Annotated in this window: 14 protein-coding genes and 1 pseudogene; 1 reads left to right on the top strand and 14 read right to left on the bottom strand. The window is 59.3% G+C overall.

Translation table 11 applies throughout. The features are described from left to right. Positions 1–166: 166 nt before the first annotated feature. Positions 167–364, top strand: a pseudogene (locus tag ACFOHJ_RS03865) (IS21 family transposase); the annotation flags it as partial. A 273-nt stretch (positions 365–637) separates the two neighbouring features. Here the strand turns inward: ACFOHJ_RS03865 and fcl are convergent. From fcl to ACFOHJ_RS03940, 14 genes are all read right to left on the bottom strand, one after another. Beyond that, a complete protein-coding gene (gene fcl / locus ACFOHJ_RS03870) occupies positions 638–1603 on the bottom strand; it encodes a GDP-L-fucose synthase (protein WP_378218719.1) in 966 nt (321 codons plus the stop codon). Continuing rightward, positions 1604–2740 carry a GDP-mannose 4,6-dehydratase gene (gene gmd, locus ACFOHJ_RS03875; protein ID WP_378218721.1) on the bottom strand — a complete coding sequence of 379 codons (1137 nt, stop codon included), beginning with the start codon at positions 2738–2740 and terminating at the stop codon, positions 1604–1606. It abuts the gene before it with no gap. 2 nt (positions 2741–2742) lie between these two features. Next, complete coding sequence (locus ACFOHJ_RS03880) at positions 2743–3552, bottom strand: glycosyltransferase family 2 protein (protein WP_378218723.1); 810 nt, start codon at positions 3550–3552, stop codon at positions 2743–2745. Continuing rightward, positions 3489–4430, bottom strand: a complete 942-nt coding sequence (locus tag ACFOHJ_RS03885; protein WP_378218726.1) for a glycosyltransferase family 2 protein — start codon at positions 4428–4430, stop codon at positions 3489–3491. The genes ACFOHJ_RS03880 and ACFOHJ_RS03885 overlap by 64 nt, the downstream gene beginning before the upstream one ends. 38 nt (positions 4431–4468) lie before the next feature. After that, a complete protein-coding gene (locus ACFOHJ_RS03890) occupies positions 4469–4954 on the bottom strand; it encodes a colanic acid biosynthesis acetyltransferase WcaF (protein ID WP_378219194.1) in 486 nt (161 codons plus the stop codon). 78 nt (positions 4955–5032) lie between these two features. After that, entirely contained in the window at positions 5033–6184 is a 1152-nt protein-coding gene (locus ACFOHJ_RS03895; RefSeq protein WP_378218728.1) for a glycosyltransferase, read from the bottom strand. Between the two features lie 212 nt (positions 6185–6396). Next, positions 6397–7536, bottom strand: coding sequence for a glycosyltransferase family 4 protein (locus ACFOHJ_RS03900; RefSeq protein WP_378218730.1), 1140 nt, complete (start codon positions 7534–7536; stop codon positions 6397–6399). Further along, a complete protein-coding gene (locus ACFOHJ_RS03905) occupies positions 7529–8869 on the bottom strand; it encodes a hypothetical protein (protein ID WP_378218732.1) in 1341 nt (446 codons plus the stop codon). Before ACFOHJ_RS03905 ends, ACFOHJ_RS03900 begins: the two co-directional genes overlap by 8 nt. A 56-nt stretch (positions 8870–8925) precedes the next feature. Then, on the bottom strand, positions 8926–10668 hold the full coding sequence (locus tag ACFOHJ_RS03910) for an ABC transporter ATP-binding protein (protein ID WP_378218734.1): 1743 nt from the start codon (positions 10666–10668) through the stop codon (positions 8926–8928). A 196-nt stretch (positions 10669–10864) separates the two neighbouring features. Continuing rightward, positions 10865–12280, bottom strand: coding sequence for a mannose-1-phosphate guanylyltransferase/mannose-6-phosphate isomerase (locus tag ACFOHJ_RS03915; RefSeq protein ID WP_378218736.1), 1416 nt, complete (start codon positions 12278–12280; stop codon positions 10865–10867). A 63-nt stretch (positions 12281–12343) separates the two neighbouring features. Further along, positions 12344–13657 (bottom strand): sugar transferase, encoded by a 1314-nt coding sequence (locus tag ACFOHJ_RS03920; protein ID WP_378218738.1) that lies wholly within the window; start codon positions 13655–13657, stop codon positions 12344–12346. A 51-nt stretch (positions 13658–13708) separates the two neighbouring features. Next, complete coding sequence (locus ACFOHJ_RS24890) at positions 13709–14224, bottom strand: hypothetical protein (RefSeq protein WP_449224159.1); 516 nt, start codon at positions 14222–14224, stop codon at positions 13709–13711. 334 nt (positions 14225–14558) lie between these two features. After that, positions 14559–14693 (bottom strand): hypothetical protein, encoded by a 135-nt coding sequence (locus tag ACFOHJ_RS03935; RefSeq protein WP_378218744.1) that lies wholly within the window; start codon positions 14691–14693, stop codon positions 14559–14561. Between the two features lie 21 nt (positions 14694–14714). Next, positions 14715–14885, bottom strand: coding sequence for a hypothetical protein (locus ACFOHJ_RS03940; RefSeq protein WP_378218746.1), 171 nt, complete (start codon positions 14883–14885; stop codon positions 14715–14717). Positions 14886–14905 lie beyond the last annotated feature (20 nt).

Genomic DNA, 14905 nt, shown 5'->3' on the forward strand with positions numbered 1-14905 from the left:
TCCATACTGACAGTCAGCTACGGCATCAAAATTACCGCAAGGCGGCCGCCCTCGGAGGCGTACCCTATCTCCGATCCCAATACAGGATCAGCAACCTCACAGATCGCGATCACTCCCGAAAGGTGGTCCGGAAACACCGCTTACGGAGGGTTAGGGGATCTACACCGTGGAATTGTATCTGAAGATCCGTCTGGCCTGCTCGGAAGGGATGAGCAGTCGTCAGGCGCCGAAGCATTTCAACATATCGCGCGACAGCGTAGCCAAGAGGCTGTCGTATTCGACCCCGCCGGGCTATCGGCGTCGGTCACCGGTCCGACGGCCGAAGCTGGACGCGTTCGTAGCGACCATCGATCGGTGGCTGGACCAGGAGCCGGTTTTTACGCCGCCGTTGACACGGCCCTCGGCGCAGGGATACGGCTATCCTTCCTTGCGGTTGTCGCCGTCGAACTTTTTCAACGAAATGAACGATGCGATCGTTGCCTACCCTGAGCTGTCAAAGGGCTTCTGGCTCGGTACCGCGACAGATTTTTTGCGACCATGGCGCTACCGTGCCTTATCGCGGGCTGGCTAGTGTTCAGACGCACGTCATCGGCTAGGATCAGTTGAACGGCAGTGATGAAGCGGCTAGGCGCTAGTGTCAACTACGCCAGCGTCCTTCGTTCTCCTGAAACCAGCGATATGTTTGCTGAAGTGCATCTTCGAAAGGGGTTCGTGCTTGCCAGCCCATGGCTGCCAGCCGGGACACGTCCATCAACTTGCGCGGCGTGCCGTCGGGCTTCGTACTGTCGTAGACGATCCGGCCGTTGAAGCCTGTGATCCGCGCTACCGCTTGTGCAAGTTCCGCGATGCTGATGTCCTCGCCCGTGCCGACATTGATGTGCGAGAGCATGGGCTGAGTGCTCGCCTCGTAGGCCGCCGCGGGCAAATCCATTACGAACAGCGAAGCCTCGGCCATGTCGTCGACATAGAGAAACTCGCGGCGTGGCGCGCCTGACCCCCACACCACCACCTCGGCGTCCCCCGCGCGCGCGGCGTCGTGGAAGCGGCGCAGCAGGGCCGGCAGCACGTGGGAGTTCTTCTGGTGGAAATTGTCGCCGGGCCCAAACAGATTGGTCGGCATCACCGAGCGGTAGTCGACGCCATATTGCCGATTGTAGCTCTCGCACTGCTTGATGCCGGCAATCTTGGCGATGGCATAGGGTTCGTTGGTTGGCTCCAGCACACCGGTCAGGAGCGCGTCCTCGCGCATCGGCTGAGTTGCGGCACGCGGATAGATACAGGACGAGCCAAGAAAGAGCAGGCGCCGAACGCCAGCCTCAAACGCCTGATGGATCACATTGCCCTGGATCATCAGGTTCTCGTAGATGAATTCGGCCGGATAGGTGTTGTTGGCATGAATACCGCCAACCTTCGCCGCTGCCAGGATCACAACATCAGGTCGTTCAATTGCCATGAAGCTGCGCACCGCTACCTGGTTGGTCAAGTCAAGTTCCGCATGGGTGCGTGTCACCAGTTCGACGCCGTCACGGGCAGCAAGCCGTCGGGCGATCGCCGAACCGACCATCCCGCGATGGCCGGCGACATAGACTTTCACAGCCGACATTCAGATATCCATCGACAGAGGGGTCTTGAAGCCGTTCTCCCTGAGGAAAGCGTGGCGGCGGGCAGTTCCAAGGTCTTCTGCCACCATCTCGGCGCACATCTCGCGCGCGGTGATCTGCGGCGTCCATCCAAGCTTTTCGCGAGCTTTCGACGGGTCGCCAAGCAGCGTCTCGACCTCTGCCGGACGGAAATAGCGCGGATCGATGCGCACGATCACGTCGCCCGGTTTCACGGCTGGCGAGCGGTCGGAGACAACCGCCTCAACCACGCCGCACTCCTCAGCACCCGAACCCTCGAAGCGCAACGTGACGCCCAGTTCGTCCGCTGTCCACCGGATGAAATCACGCACTGAATGCTGAAGGCCGGTAGCAATCACATAGTCTTCCGGCTGCTCCTGCTGAAGCATCATCCACTGCATACGCACATAGTCCTTCGCATGGCCCCAGTCGCGCAGCGCGTCGATGTTGCCCATATAGAGGCAGCTCTCCAGCCCGTGGGCGATGTTGGCCAGCCCTCTCGTGATCTTGCGCGTGACGAAGGTCTCGCCGCGGCGCGGGCTTTCATGGTTGAAGAGGATGCCGTTGCAAGCGTAGAGACCATAGGCCTCGCGGTAGTTGACGGTGATCCAGTAGGCGTAGAGTTTGGCGGCCGCATAAGGGCTGCGCGGGTAGAACGGCGTCGTCTCACGCTGCGGCGTCTCCTGCACAAGCCCGTAAAGCTCCGACGTGGAGGCCTGGTAGAAGCGGGTCTTCTTCTCCAGTCCGAGGAAGCGGATCGCCTCCAACAGGCGCAGCGTCCCGATGGCGTCAACGTCGGCGGTGTATTCCGGCACCTCAAAGCTGACCGCCACATGGCTCTGGGCGCCAAGATTGTAAACCTCGTCAGGCTCCACCTCACGCAGGATACGTGTCAGGTTGGAGGTGTCGGCCAAATCGCCGTAATGGAGCGTAAGCCGTGGGTTGAACTCATGAGGATCCTGGTAGATGTGGTCTATGCGTTGGGTGTTGAACAGCGAGGCACGCCGCTTGATGCCGTGCACCTCGTAACCCTTTTCGAGCAGGAATTCGGCCAAATAAGAGCCGTCTTGTCCGGTGATGCCGGTGATGAGAGCGCGTTTGTTAACCAAATCCGATTCCATTCTTATTCTCGTACTACGAACTGCCCGAGCTTGCTGAGATTTTTCCAGGCGAGCGCGCTCAGGCCCCCGATACCGTTCTTCCTCAGGGCACGATAATCCTCTCTGCTTTTATGCAGAATCTGCATGAGTGACCTGTTGCTGGCGCCGCCGAGCCTCATCTTGACCAAAACTTCGGGAATGTAGACAGGTCTAAGATCTTCGCGGCTGAAATAGCGCAGGATCGCCTCATAATCCGCCGCTATCCTGAAACTCATATCATAGAGGCCCTGGCGCTCGAACACCTCCCGCCTCAGGAACAATGTGGGATGGGGCGGCATCCAGCCTCGTCGCAGCTTCTTCGGACTGTAGGTACCCGAACGCCAATGACGGACCACACGGGTTTCATCCTCCGCCATGACATAGTCGAGGTCGCCATAGACGGCCATGATATCCGCCTTGCCGAAGGCGGCAGCGACTTTCGCCAATACCTCGTCATGTACAAAGAAGTCATCTGAGTGCATCATCCCGACGACGTCGCCGGTGGCGAGTGCTATCCCTTTGTTCAGCGCATCGTAGATGCCCTCGTCCGGCTCGCTGACAAAGCGCATGCGATCATGCCAGGCCACCTCGATCGCAGCCAGCGTGCCGTCCCTTGAGGCGCCATCGATGATCAAATGCTCGACATCCGCGTGCGTCTGGTTCTTCACGCTACTTATTGCCTGGGCGATGGTCGCCTCACGGTTGTAGACGGCGGTGATTATGGAGATTTTCACAATGCCGACGTCTTGCGGCTGGAAGAAGTCGGAGCATTCGAGATCTTGATGCCAGTGCATGCGGTAATCGCGTCGGTCACCATTCCCCCCTGTTCAGCCCATCGAGTTTCTATTTCCGTCACTTTCGCATCGACGAGACTGCGATACCAGAAAGCCTGTAGCACATGAAAATACCATCCGGGCTCGCCGTCTAGGAAGCCGAGCCGGATGATGTAGCGATAGAAAAAGTAAAGCAGAGCACGCAGTCTCTTCGGAAGGCGGCCATAAACCTGCTCCTTGAGAAACCGACGCATTCTGGCCTGAGGGCTTGCGCCACCCTGAGCGAGAGTGTCAACGTTCATGAAGCCGTGTTTGTGGTTGAGGATGTCTATGGCCTCCCGTGAGGCATAGGAATTGTGCTTGGCTGTCCACCAAGTGAGCGAATTGAGGTTTATGTCGCTCAGAACGAGACCCGTCTTCGCCACGCTGCCTGCCACCTTGATGTGCTCGTCCATCCAACGCTGCTCGCATCGGCCGCGCCCGTTACGCCAGAGCCGCAACTGCCAACTCGGCTCAATACCGCCGTGCCGGATACGACGCCCCATAAAATGGATGCGTCGCCGCACTAGAAGGCCATCCACTCCTGGCCTTGCCGCCGCAATGGCGCTCCCCAGCGTCTGGGCACTGTCAGCATCGAGCACCTCATCGGCGTCAATGCGCAACAACCAGCCGCCCTTTCCGGCGAGCGCGTCGATGCCGAAATTCATCTGAGTGGAATGGTTGACCCACTCATTTCTAAGTATATGCGCCCCAAGATCTTCAGCGATAGCCATTGTAGCGTCTTTGGAGCCGCTATCTACAACCGTGACACTGGCGCATTGGCCCGAAAGACTCCCAATGCAGCGGGCAATATGCTTTTCCTCATCTAGGGTGAGGATAATCGCGTGAATTTGATTCATTATCGCGACTTCAGACCGGAGGTTTCACGCGACGATGATCATCGGCCAAGACTTCCTCCTTCCGTACGAAACCGCAACAGCCTCGCGGGATTGCCGATTGTGATTGCGTTCGCCTTAACATCCCTCATCACTACGCATCGCGCACCGACAATGGCGTGCGCACCGACGCGTACGCCGGGGCCTACGAAGGCATCCGCGCAAATCCATGCGTCGCTTTCGATGATAATCGGGGATTTGATCAATGGCATTGTCGGATCGCAATAGTCATGCGTTCCGGCACAGAGATGTGCACCTTGCGAAATTGTGACGCGGTCGCCGAGCGCTATGGGACCGAGCGCATAGATGATGGCCCTATCACCGATAGCGGATTGACGACCGACGGACAAGTTCCACGGGATGGTGATGCGCGTGGACGGATAGACATGCACATCGCGGCCGACCTTTGCGCCGAATAGTCGCAGCAGAAAACGCCGCCAGCCCCAGAGCGGCCGCGGGCTGAATGCGAACAGAGGGTAGACCAGCACCCACAAGACTCGTCCCGCCTGCTCTCGTCGCGACCACTTTCGCGTGGCCCGGTTGGCTGCAACATCCATCCCTTAACTTCAGTCCGTCATGATGCAGTCAGGCTTCGGTTTCTGGCCAAGTGCCCAAGCATACACATCAGCCATGCGCCTAGCGATACCTTCCCAACCGAAATCCCGCTCCATCCAGGCGCGCCCACGCGCGCCCATTGTTCGACGCTCAGTAGACGTTAAGGACATCGCTTCTTTCAATGCAAGCGCCATATGATCGGGCCCATGCTCTACCCACCAACCGCAACACTCATCCGTCAGCCCCTGCCAAGGCGCTCCTTTTGTAGAAATGACTGGGGTTTCGACGGCAAGGCTTTCGGCTACCGTCATCCCGAAATTCTCATGCAAGGTCGATAACGCGAACAGTTCTGCCTCTGCAAGCAACGCGATCTTCTCATCGCCAAAGACTGGACCTGAAATCTCGACGGTATCGAGGTTCAGTTCCCTCACGAGTTTTTTCAGCGCCTCAGCGTGGCCGATTTCGCTCGGCCCAACGATCTTCAGTCGCCATTCTTGAAATTCCGGCTCCACCAGAGCCCATGCGCGTATCAATCGGTCGAGCCCTTTCTTTGGATGGACGCGACCGAGGGACAGGACGAAGGGAGAAGAATTTTCTTCTCGCGAGCTATCGGCCGCCAGCATGGGTAGATCGACACCGTTCGGAATGACGGCGACGGGCTGCGTAAGCCCAAAAGCCCTTATGTCGTCGTATTCCTGCATTGCAGTGGCGTGGAAACAGGTGACCCGGCGTGCCGCACGACCTTGAAGCAAGGTCCAGAACGCCTGCTTCCTGAGTTTTGAAAACTGAAGGGCCTCTCTGCCAAGCATACCCCTAGGCGCCAGTACGAATGGCTTGCGAGTTTCGATGGCGGCAGTCGCTGGGTAGACGTTTGGCATCATCCACAAACCGTGAGTGTGGAATACATCTCCTTCGGACCTCACGAGTATATTCTTCATCTTTCGAGAAACGCCTAATCTTGCCAATGTCGTTCCAGCAGCGAACGGTCGCTGGATGCGAATATCCCTGTATTCTCCCTCTTCCACTACCGCTTCTTGACTCGAAAGCGACAAAATATCTACAGAACACCCAATCTGCGCTAGTGATCTACAAAGCCTCGGCACTGAATAAGTCGGCCCTGAAGCCTCCTCTTCAAGTGAAGATACCGTGTGTACTATCTTCATTAGATATTACTACCAACCCAAGCGCTAAAGTGACGCCGCAGTAGCAAAGCGGTCCTGCTCGCCTGCGGGAACCGAGTAGGACATTCTCGTCGTCGCCTCCTCGATGAAGGATCCGATATGAAGAATGCCCATCAGATGATTTCTCAAGTTTGCCGTGTGCGGTTCGACACCGCCGCGGGCATCCTCATCAACATACGGAACCCGAACTACTCTCATTTCTCGGCTATCGATGGATTTTGTGTATGCCAAGGTGGAACGGACTGCACAGGTACGGTCATATCCGGTGCAGGTAAAAGGATCACTTCAAGATAAGCTGCGCCCGCCGTCGCGCCGAGACAACGCGCCCACCCAGCAAGCGCCGCCCGCCTCTCTTGCGTTTGCCGCCCACGTAGCAGGGCATCGTGCAAAAGACCCGCCATTGCCTCTGCACCGCCGCCGGTAAACACTCCTCCAACGCCGCTCGCCCTCACCACGCCCGCGACGCCGCAGGTCGCGGAGCAGATGGCAGGGGTTCCCGCCATCAGTGCTTCCGATACCACCGCACCCCAGCCGTCATGCCGACTTGGCAGTACAAGGCAATCCGCATCGGCCATCAACATTGGGATTTCGTGGATGGGTCGCTGGCCGAGCCAACGTACACGGCCCGGAAGCAGTCTGCTCGCCATCATACGCAATCTTCCTTCAAGAGGCCCCGAGCCGACCACCGCCAGTTCGAACGGACTGTCCTTCAGCCTTGCAAGCGCTTCGAGCAACAGTGCAATACGCTTAAGTTCGATAATTCTACCCGCGAACAGGAAGCGGAAAGGCGCAGTCGTTTCGAAACGCGGCATCTGCAGGAACTGCCTATCAGGCAGGAAATAGGCGAAGGGGAATATTTTTTTCGCTGGCATGCCGCGCTTGACGAGCCAATCCGGCGTGGCGTGGCCGATAGCAAATACGCCCTCCAGATGCGGGTGCCAGCGCCGGATGAGGCGGCGATACTCCAACCGCTTGGGTATGCCGCGCCAGCCGGAGTCGTCCACCGTCTCCATGATCACCCATTGCCGCAGACCACGCAGCGCCAGCGCCTCCCGCGCTACGCCGACCAAGCCATTGCCGCGAAATCCTTGGCAGATATGAATACTTTTTGCCGGCGCGGCGCGAACCGTCTCCCGCATCGTCTCCGGGGTCGACGCAAAAACCGAGCGAGCGCTACCCAAGCTCGAGGTCTGCCAACCCTGCGCGGCGCGGTCGGCCGACATTTCCTGTTCGGCGACGTAAGTGACGTCATGACCGGCGCTGGCCAATGCCGCCGCGAGTCCGGCCATGTGTGGCGACACTATGCGCTGCCAGAACCAGACGGGATCAGCCATGCCCGATACCGCGTGTCGAGGCGTCGCTGGCATAAGCCCATCCGAGTAATATTAGTGGCAGCAGTCCGAAACCGCCGGGCGAGAACAGAGTGGCTTCTCCCATGTTGAGCAACAGCACCGTCAGACAGACGGCCAGCGGGGCCAAGCTGCTGCGCGACGCTGACCGCAACAGGTGGAATACCCAAAATGCGACCAGCAGGGCGCCAAATATGCCGAGTTCCTCTATCACCATCAGAGGTGTAACCCCCTTCTCGATGGACGCGCCAACCGGAAGACCAAGAATGGGGTCTCTGGCCACTACCATCAGCGCAGGCTCAGAAGCGATGCCGAAGCCGATTCCGGTCAGTGGATATTCGGCGATGTTGTCTAGCATAGAATTGATTAGGCCGCCACGCGAACGGTCGTAGGCTGCCAGAAGGCCATCCACCTGAGCGCGACCGGATTTGCTGATATAATTTTGCGCCATCTTGCCGATCGTGGGAGCCATAAAAACGCCGGCAGCGAGAACCACGCCCAGCACGCCCCAGATCCGGGCGCTACGCAGGCCGGGAAGCATTTGCCGGACCGAACGGCCGCCAAAACCAGGCCCGAGCAATATAGCGAACCCGACCGCCAGTACCATCGCCAGGCCGGCGGTGCGCGCCTCCGACATCATGATGGCGCCAAGGGAAGCCCCGGCAACACCCAGTAGCCACCAGGGTGGCCGGGCCTCCCCGAACAAGCGCGCCGTCGCCCAAGCGCATAGCAGCGCCATGGTCGGCCCGAAGGCCTGCGGATGGTTCAGGATGCCCTGAAAGCCGGTCCCGTTACGAAGATAGCCCAAGGAGGAGACCGAGAGCGGCAGGCTGGCGAGGAGGATCAGCACCAGCCCCCAGAAAATTTCACGCGAGAGTTGCTCCCTCTGCCAGTATGATAGGATGCACCAGACGGAAACCAGTGTCGCCATGGCCAGAGCCCAAGATATGGCCTTCAGCACCGAAACGTCGGCCATCGAACTGAACAAAAGCGAATGGGCGACTATGAACAGCCCCAGCAGAAGCGTACCCAGCGTAAAGGGACGCATGTACGGGCGGCCAAGGAAGAAGCCGCTATGCAGCATTGCGGATGCCGCGGCCCCAAAAAGCACCGCATAACGCCCGACTGCCGCCGCACTCGCTTCCGGCGCGAGCCCGGGACTGAGCATGGAAAACAGCCACGATATCGTCAGAGCGCGGATGGCGTGGGCAGGGCCGAGCAGAGCATATGCGGCGACCAGCAGATAGCTCAGATTGGCGGTGGACGATGAGGCTAGGCGCAGTCCTAACATCGCGACCAGAGGCGCATAAGTCCACAAGCGCGCGGTCGCAGAGCGGCGCGAAACCAACACGGCGTTTCGGGCAATAGCGATTCTCACCTCGGCCTGCCTCTGGTCATTTTATCCACCGCCTCTCGTCCCCCCTCCAGCTTCACCACCATGTCGCATCCTTCCAGCGTCGAGAGGCGGTGGGCGATGATGAGGATGGTGAGGGTGCGGTCGAGCCGCTCGATGGCGGCCATCACCGCGCTTTCGGTCTCGGTGTCGAGCGCGCTGGTCGCCTCGTCGAGTACCAGCACGCTCGCCTGTTTGTAGAGCGCCCGCGCGATGCCGATGCGCTGGCGCTGGCCGCCCGAAAGCTGGATGCCGCGCTCGCCTACGTGCGTGTCGTAGCCCTGCGGCAGCGTCGCGATGACCCCGGCGAGTTCAGCCTGCTCCGCCGCCTGGCGCACCCGTTCGCGGTCGATCTCGCCTCGCCGCACGCCGAAGGCGATATTTTCGGCGATGGAGGAGTCCGCCAGGTATATCGTCTGCGGCACATGCGCGATGTTTTTCTGCCAGGCGGCGCGATTGGCGGGGGTGAGTTCCACACCGTCTACGCTGATTTTTCCCGCAGTCGGCTCCAGCAGGCCCAGAACGAGGTCGATCAAGGTCGACTTCCCGCTGCCTGTCTTTCCCGCGATGCCGACCCTCGCGCCCTTGGCGACCTCCAGGCTCACTCCCTTGAGCGCGACTCCCCTGCCGCCGGGATAGGCATAATCGACGCTATCGAGCTTGATGGCGCGCGCGAACGATAGCGCGGCCTCCGCGGCCGATATCTCCGGCGTCTGCCGGGATAGCAGTTCCACGACGTCGTTCAGCACCTGCCGATAGCCCATCGCCGACGCCCAGCCATTATAAGCTTGCTGGATCAGCGGCAGCAGGCGCTGTGCGCCGAGCGCCAACGCCCCCAGCACCGGAATGGCCTCCGTCAGGCCGCCGGGGCGCTGCACCATCACCACGGCCACGATCGCAATCAGCACCATGCCGAGCGCTTCGACCACGAAACGGGGTGCGCCGGCAAGAACGGCATTGCGCGTTCGCGCGTCCCGGAAGCCCGCCTCCGCCCGCTCGTAAGTCTCGATGAAAACGGGCTGCAAACGGTCGAGAAGCACGTCACGGATGCCGCCCAGCCCTTCCTGCATGGCCTGCACGCGTTTGCCTTGCGCTTGCGCGATGACGGTGCTGTTGCGGCGCAGGCGCCTGCGCGCGGCGACCGAGGCGACCAGGTAGATCGCGGCGAACCCCACCCCGGCGACAAGCGCTACCGCAGGGTCGATGATGATCAGCCCGGCGACGATGAACAGGCCAATCACGACGGCAATGGCCCCGCTCATCAGCGGCAGAAGCACGCCGTTGGTGACAATCTGAACGTTGTTGATCGAGGCGATGAGCTCACTCGAGTTATGGCGCGTGTGGTAGGTGTAGGGCTGCAGCAGCGTGTCGGAATAAAGCCGCACGCCCAAGTCGTAGGATGCGCCGTAGACGAACTTGTTGCTCGCCCACAACAGCGCCAGCCGCAGTCCTGCGGCAACGAGTGCAGTCAACGCGAACAGGCCGGTCACGGTATAGACCGCGGCAGCTTGATCCTTGATAGCCAGGCGTCCGATCAGGGGGAACATAGCCGCGGCTTCGTCTGCCGGAGAAGCGATGAGGGCCAGGAGCGGGACCACCGCGCCGATCGTGACGACCTCTGCAAAGGCCCCGACGAGCATCAGCACCATCAGCGGCATGAAGGCGCGCCGGCGCGCCGGCGAAAGCTGAGCAATGAACAAGCGTAACGCGGCGAGCAAAGACATATTCGCATCCGCGCCGCTTTTGACCTTTATCGATTTCACCGCGTAAATTTTCTTCCGGACGTTGATTTCACTGTTACAGCCAATTTATGAATGTTTCCGACATCTGTAACTTTTTTTTCGGGCAACAAAGTTCCAGGTCATCTTGCGCCCGATCCATACAATGCGGGCGCTTCTCATAAAAACTACGACCCATGAACTATCCTGCTAACTTCGACTCGCGATTGTAGACGTCCTCCAGCCGGATGATGTCGTCCTCGCCAAGATAGCCGCCGGTCTGCACCTCGATCAGGATGACCGGCTCACTCCCATGATTCGCCAATCGATGGACAGTCCCCAGTGGCACGTAGACCGACTGGCCAAGCATCAAATCGCGTATGTTGCCGTCAATGGTTACTTCCGCCCTGCCCTGCACCACTACCCAATGCTCGGCACGATGACAGTGTTTTTGCAGCGACAGTATGCCATCGGGCTTCACGACGATCCGTTTGACCTGATATCCCTCGCCCATGTCGAGCCGTTCGTAGTTCCCCCAGGGCCGGAATAACTGAAGACCTTCAACAGCCTCGATGCGCGCCTCGGTCTGAAGTCGAGCCACAAGTGGCTTGACGTCTTCGGCGCGGGGCTTCGGCGCCACAAGAAGGCAGTCGCGGGTCGACACGACGATCATGTCGTTCACGCCAATCAAAGTCGTCAACCTGTCCTGTGAGTGGACGACGTTGTCGCTCCCTTCGAGAATGGTCGCATCGCCAATGACAGTGTTGCCATGCGCGTCAGATTTCACGATCTGAGACACCGCGTCCCAACTGCCTACATCAGACCAACGATAATCGACCGGCAGAACAGCAGCGAGATCGGTACGCTCCATCACCGCGTAGTCGACCGAGATCGAGGGCGCCTGCGCAAAAGCGTCTCCCAGCCTTTTAAAATCTAGGTCGCTCGTTGCGGTTTCGAGCGCCACCGTCACCGCAGCAAGGATATCAGGCTGCAGTCGCTCCAACTCCTCAAGGAACGTAGTGGCCCGAAAGAGGAAATTGCCGCTGTTCCACAAATAGCCCTCAGCCAAATAGCGCTCGGCCTGATCGAGGTCGGGCTTCTCCACGAACCGTCTCACCGCTGCTGCCTTGGTCAGCGGCTCGCCCGGCAGGATATATCCATAAGAAGTGGCAGGACGGTCGGGTCGCACGCCAAAAGTGACAAGTCGACCGGCTTCGGCATCTGCCAGCCCTTCGGCTACAGCGTTGGCAAAGGCGTTCGTGTCGGGAATGTGGTGATCGGCCGCCAGCACCAACACCACAGCGTCCCTCGAGCGCTTCAGTGTCTCGAGGCAGCCTGCGGCAATAGCGGCGCAGGAATTGCAGGCTTTCGGCTCCAGTAGGATATCCGCCCCGAGGCCTACGGCAAGCAGATCCTCGGCAAGAAGAAAACTGTGCCCGTTCGCACCGACGACAACCGGTCTCGGATCGAAGAGGTCACCCCGGCAACGCAGAACCGTTTCCTGAAATAACGACTTCCCGCCGCCGAAGCTCAGAAACTGCTTTGGCTTGGACGCTCGAGATAATGGCCACAGTCGAGTGCCCGACCCACCGCTCAAAATGAGAGGAACAACATTCATGCTGCGACGACCTCCGCGAACGCTGCCTGTTTTTGGATGAGCAGGCTCATATTCCTTTCCTACCTACCTCGCCCCGAAGCCGGTCAGCATGATCCGGATTGTGCGCAGCGCCACGACGAGATCGAGCCAGGGCGAGAAATTCTTGATGTAGTAGAAATCGTAATAGAGCTTCTGGTGGACCTCGCTGACACTGGCCACATGCCCCTGGTTCACCTGCGCCCAGCCCGTCACGCCCGGGCGCACGATGTGGCGATAGGTATAGAAGGCCAGTTCCTTCTGGTACCACTGCGACAGCACCACCGCTTCGGGGCGAGGGCCGATCCAGCTCATTTCGCCGCGCAGCACGTTTATGACCTGCGGCAGTTCATCGATGCGCGTGCGCCGCAGGACGCGGCCGATGCGCGTGATGCGATGGTCGTCCTTCTGCGTTATCGCTTGGTCCTTCTCGCTCCTGGCGTCATCTCCGCCGGCCCGCATCGTGCGGAACTTGTAGACGGTGAATATCTGCCCGCGATAGCCGACGCGCGGTTGCCTGAACAGTGCCGGCCCCGGCGATTCAAACCGGATCGCCAGCGCCACGATCAGCAGGAACGGTGCCCCGATCACCAGGACCACAAGGGCGCTCAACCAGTCAAGCAATTGCTTGATCCCGAAATAGACCTGGTTCGGGTTGAGCGAGCCCAGCGTGTTTTCCGACAGGTGCTCGATCGCGACCCTGCCGGTCAGCGATTCCAGGATCTGCTTGACGTGGTAGACCGGAATGCCGGCCAGCACGCAGTCAGTGATGAAGCGCTCCCAAGCCTTCGGCAGCTCGGTACGTAGGTCAGCCACTACCCCCTGCACCCGGCCCGGCTGCGCGGCAGGAGACGACAGGCGCTCCCAGATGACGCCGTCAAGGCGCATCAGGCGCTCGACGTCGCCCAGCGGCACGATCGCCAGGCGATAGGGCTCCAGCCGGTGGATGAAGACGCTGAGGCCGAAATACCAACTTGCCGAAAGGAGGAACGAACTGCCGGCCTGGAAACGGCTGTAGTCCAGTCGCAGGAAGAAAATGGACAGGAAAACAAGCCCGTAGCTGATCACGAAGGCCGGCAATATGGTGCTGAAGGCGGCGACGCCTGGAAAGACGTCGAGCCGCTTATAAATAACGTAGCCCATCAGATGCGCGGCCACGGCCGCCACGATGGTTGTTTGTGTGGTGATCGCGATGGCGGCCTGCCAGTTGATCGCCAAACGGATTAAGAAGGGAAGGCCGACCGCGACCAGTAGTCCACCCAGAAGCTGGTACCGCATCCGCAGAAGGGGGTGTAGCCTGTTGCCGGCCGGATCCTTGCTACCCAGCGGTGGATTAATATCCACTACACTGCGTTCGCTCATTGGGAAAACTCCGCCTAGTCGGCAGTCGTCGAAACATTACAAGCCTGCCTTTTATGGCGCGTTGATCGCCGGTGCTCGAACAGGAATCTGAGGCCCTACAAATTCCATGAGCACAAAGACGCGCCCTTGATCGGCAAGGTGTCCAAGACTGCTGATTGCGTTTGAAAAAGGCGCATCTGCAGATACCGCCGTATCTTCGAGCTGAGGTCCATCATCGAAATCGATCACATCATCGCTGCCGACCCTGGCCTTAAGCGCCTCCACAAAACCGGGCGCCAAGGCGACGGGACCATCACCATTCGTGACCATCCTTTTTACGCCGAACGTCCCGTTGACAGGATTCCAATTTCCGCATGACGAACCGTCAAGAAACAAATAGCCAGGGAACAGCGAGACGAGCGGACAGATACCTTTCGAGCATGACGAATCGTCTTGTGTAATTTCGGCCAGAGCACACGAAATCCTTGGTTTCTCAGATTTAGTGAAGCGAGGGATTCCTGGTTCGGTTTGGTCGCAACCAAATACCACGTCTTTTCGGAATTCAAGACTGGCCGTCCTAGCGTTCATATAAGCACATTTACAATCGATGGTATCATTTCTGCCCTCCCACCAATATAAGTGACCCTTTCCACTCTCCTTTTCCATTGTCAAGCGATACGAGGCGTAATCTGTTTTATAGGTGGTCGATTCGCTTGATGCGTGGCAATCATTTTCGAGTCCCAACGGTGGTCAAGGTAATGTTGAAAGGCGTACGCCGCCGCCCCAAAAACGTCTTAAACTGCGACATGGACGCGCCTGCATTCTGGCTCGCTTAATGATCCTAGCCTTCTGGCGTGGGGATCGAAGCCCACTCCTGCACCAGGTTCCGTATGAGCGAATCGAGCGCCAGCCGGCCGGACAGCTACTTGTCGATGCCGTGCTGGCCGAGCAGGTAGCAAGCCATACAGTCCTGCATGTCGCGATCGAAAAGCTCCTTGCCCGTCAAACCGAGCTGCTCGCGAATCGACTGGAGCTTGCTCCTGGGGTCCTGGAGCATCTTGGCCTGGATCTTGTCAATCTAATCGAGCGTCATGCCCACCAGGTTTACGTCGCCGCCAGTGTGGGGCCCGTAGTCCCACGTCTCGTTGTAGCCACGGCCCTTGTCGGCGCCTTCGGATTTGCCGATCAGGTCGAACATGGGGCGATACACGTAATAGCAGTCGCCCGCGACCGAGGGTGCGTTCGTCATGATGGTGATCCTTTCAGGTT

This window comes from Aquamicrobium soli (genome assembly GCF_042646345.1).
GTDB lineage: Bacteria > Pseudomonadota > Alphaproteobacteria > Rhizobiales > Rhizobiaceae > Mesorhizobium > Mesorhizobium soli_A.

Excerpts from the sequence above, each read along its gene's own strand:
- ACFOHJ_RS03920 (WP_378218738.1), bottom strand. The coding sequence starts at position 13,657 with ATGAGCGAACGCAGTGTAGTGGATATTAATCCACCGCTGGGTAGCAAG.
- ACFOHJ_RS03880 (WP_378218723.1), bottom strand. The coding sequence starts at position 3,552 with ATGCACTGGCATCAAGATCTCGAATGCTCCGACTTCTTCCAGCCGCAA.
- ACFOHJ_RS03935 (WP_378218744.1), bottom strand. The coding sequence starts at position 14,693 with ATGCTCCAGGACCCCAGGAGCAAGCTCCAGTCGATTCGCGAGCAGCTC.
- gmd (WP_378218721.1), bottom strand. The coding sequence starts at position 2,740 with ATGGAATCGGATTTGGTTAACAAACGCGCTCTCATCACCGGCATCACC.
- ACFOHJ_RS03940 (WP_378218746.1), bottom strand. The coding sequence starts at position 14,885 with ATGACGAACGCACCCTCGGTCGCGGGCGACTGCTATTACGTGTATCGC.
- ACFOHJ_RS03915 (WP_378218736.1), bottom strand. The coding sequence starts at position 12,280 with ATGAATGTTGTTCCTCTCATTTTGAGCGGTGGGTCGGGCACTCGACTG.
- ACFOHJ_RS03900 (WP_378218730.1), bottom strand. The coding sequence starts at position 7,536 with ATGGCTGATCCCGTCTGGTTCTGGCAGCGCATAGTGTCGCCACACATG.
- ACFOHJ_RS03910 (WP_378218734.1), bottom strand. The coding sequence starts at position 10,668 with ATGTCTTTGCTCGCCGCGTTACGCTTGTTCATTGCTCAGCTTTCGCCG.
- ACFOHJ_RS03885 (WP_378218726.1), bottom strand. The coding sequence starts at position 4,430 with ATGAATCAAATTCACGCGATTATCCTCACCCTAGATGAGGAAAAGCAT.
- ACFOHJ_RS24890 (WP_449224159.1), bottom strand. The coding sequence starts at position 14,224 with ATGAACGCTAGGACGGCCAGTCTTGAATTCCGAAAAGACGTGGTATTT.
- fcl (WP_378218719.1), bottom strand. The coding sequence starts at position 1,603 with ATGTCGGCTGTGAAAGTCTATGTCGCCGGCCATCGCGGGATGGTCGGT.
- ACFOHJ_RS03895 (WP_378218728.1), bottom strand. The coding sequence starts at position 6,184 with ATGAAGATAGTACACACGGTATCTTCACTTGAAGAGGAGGCTTCAGGG.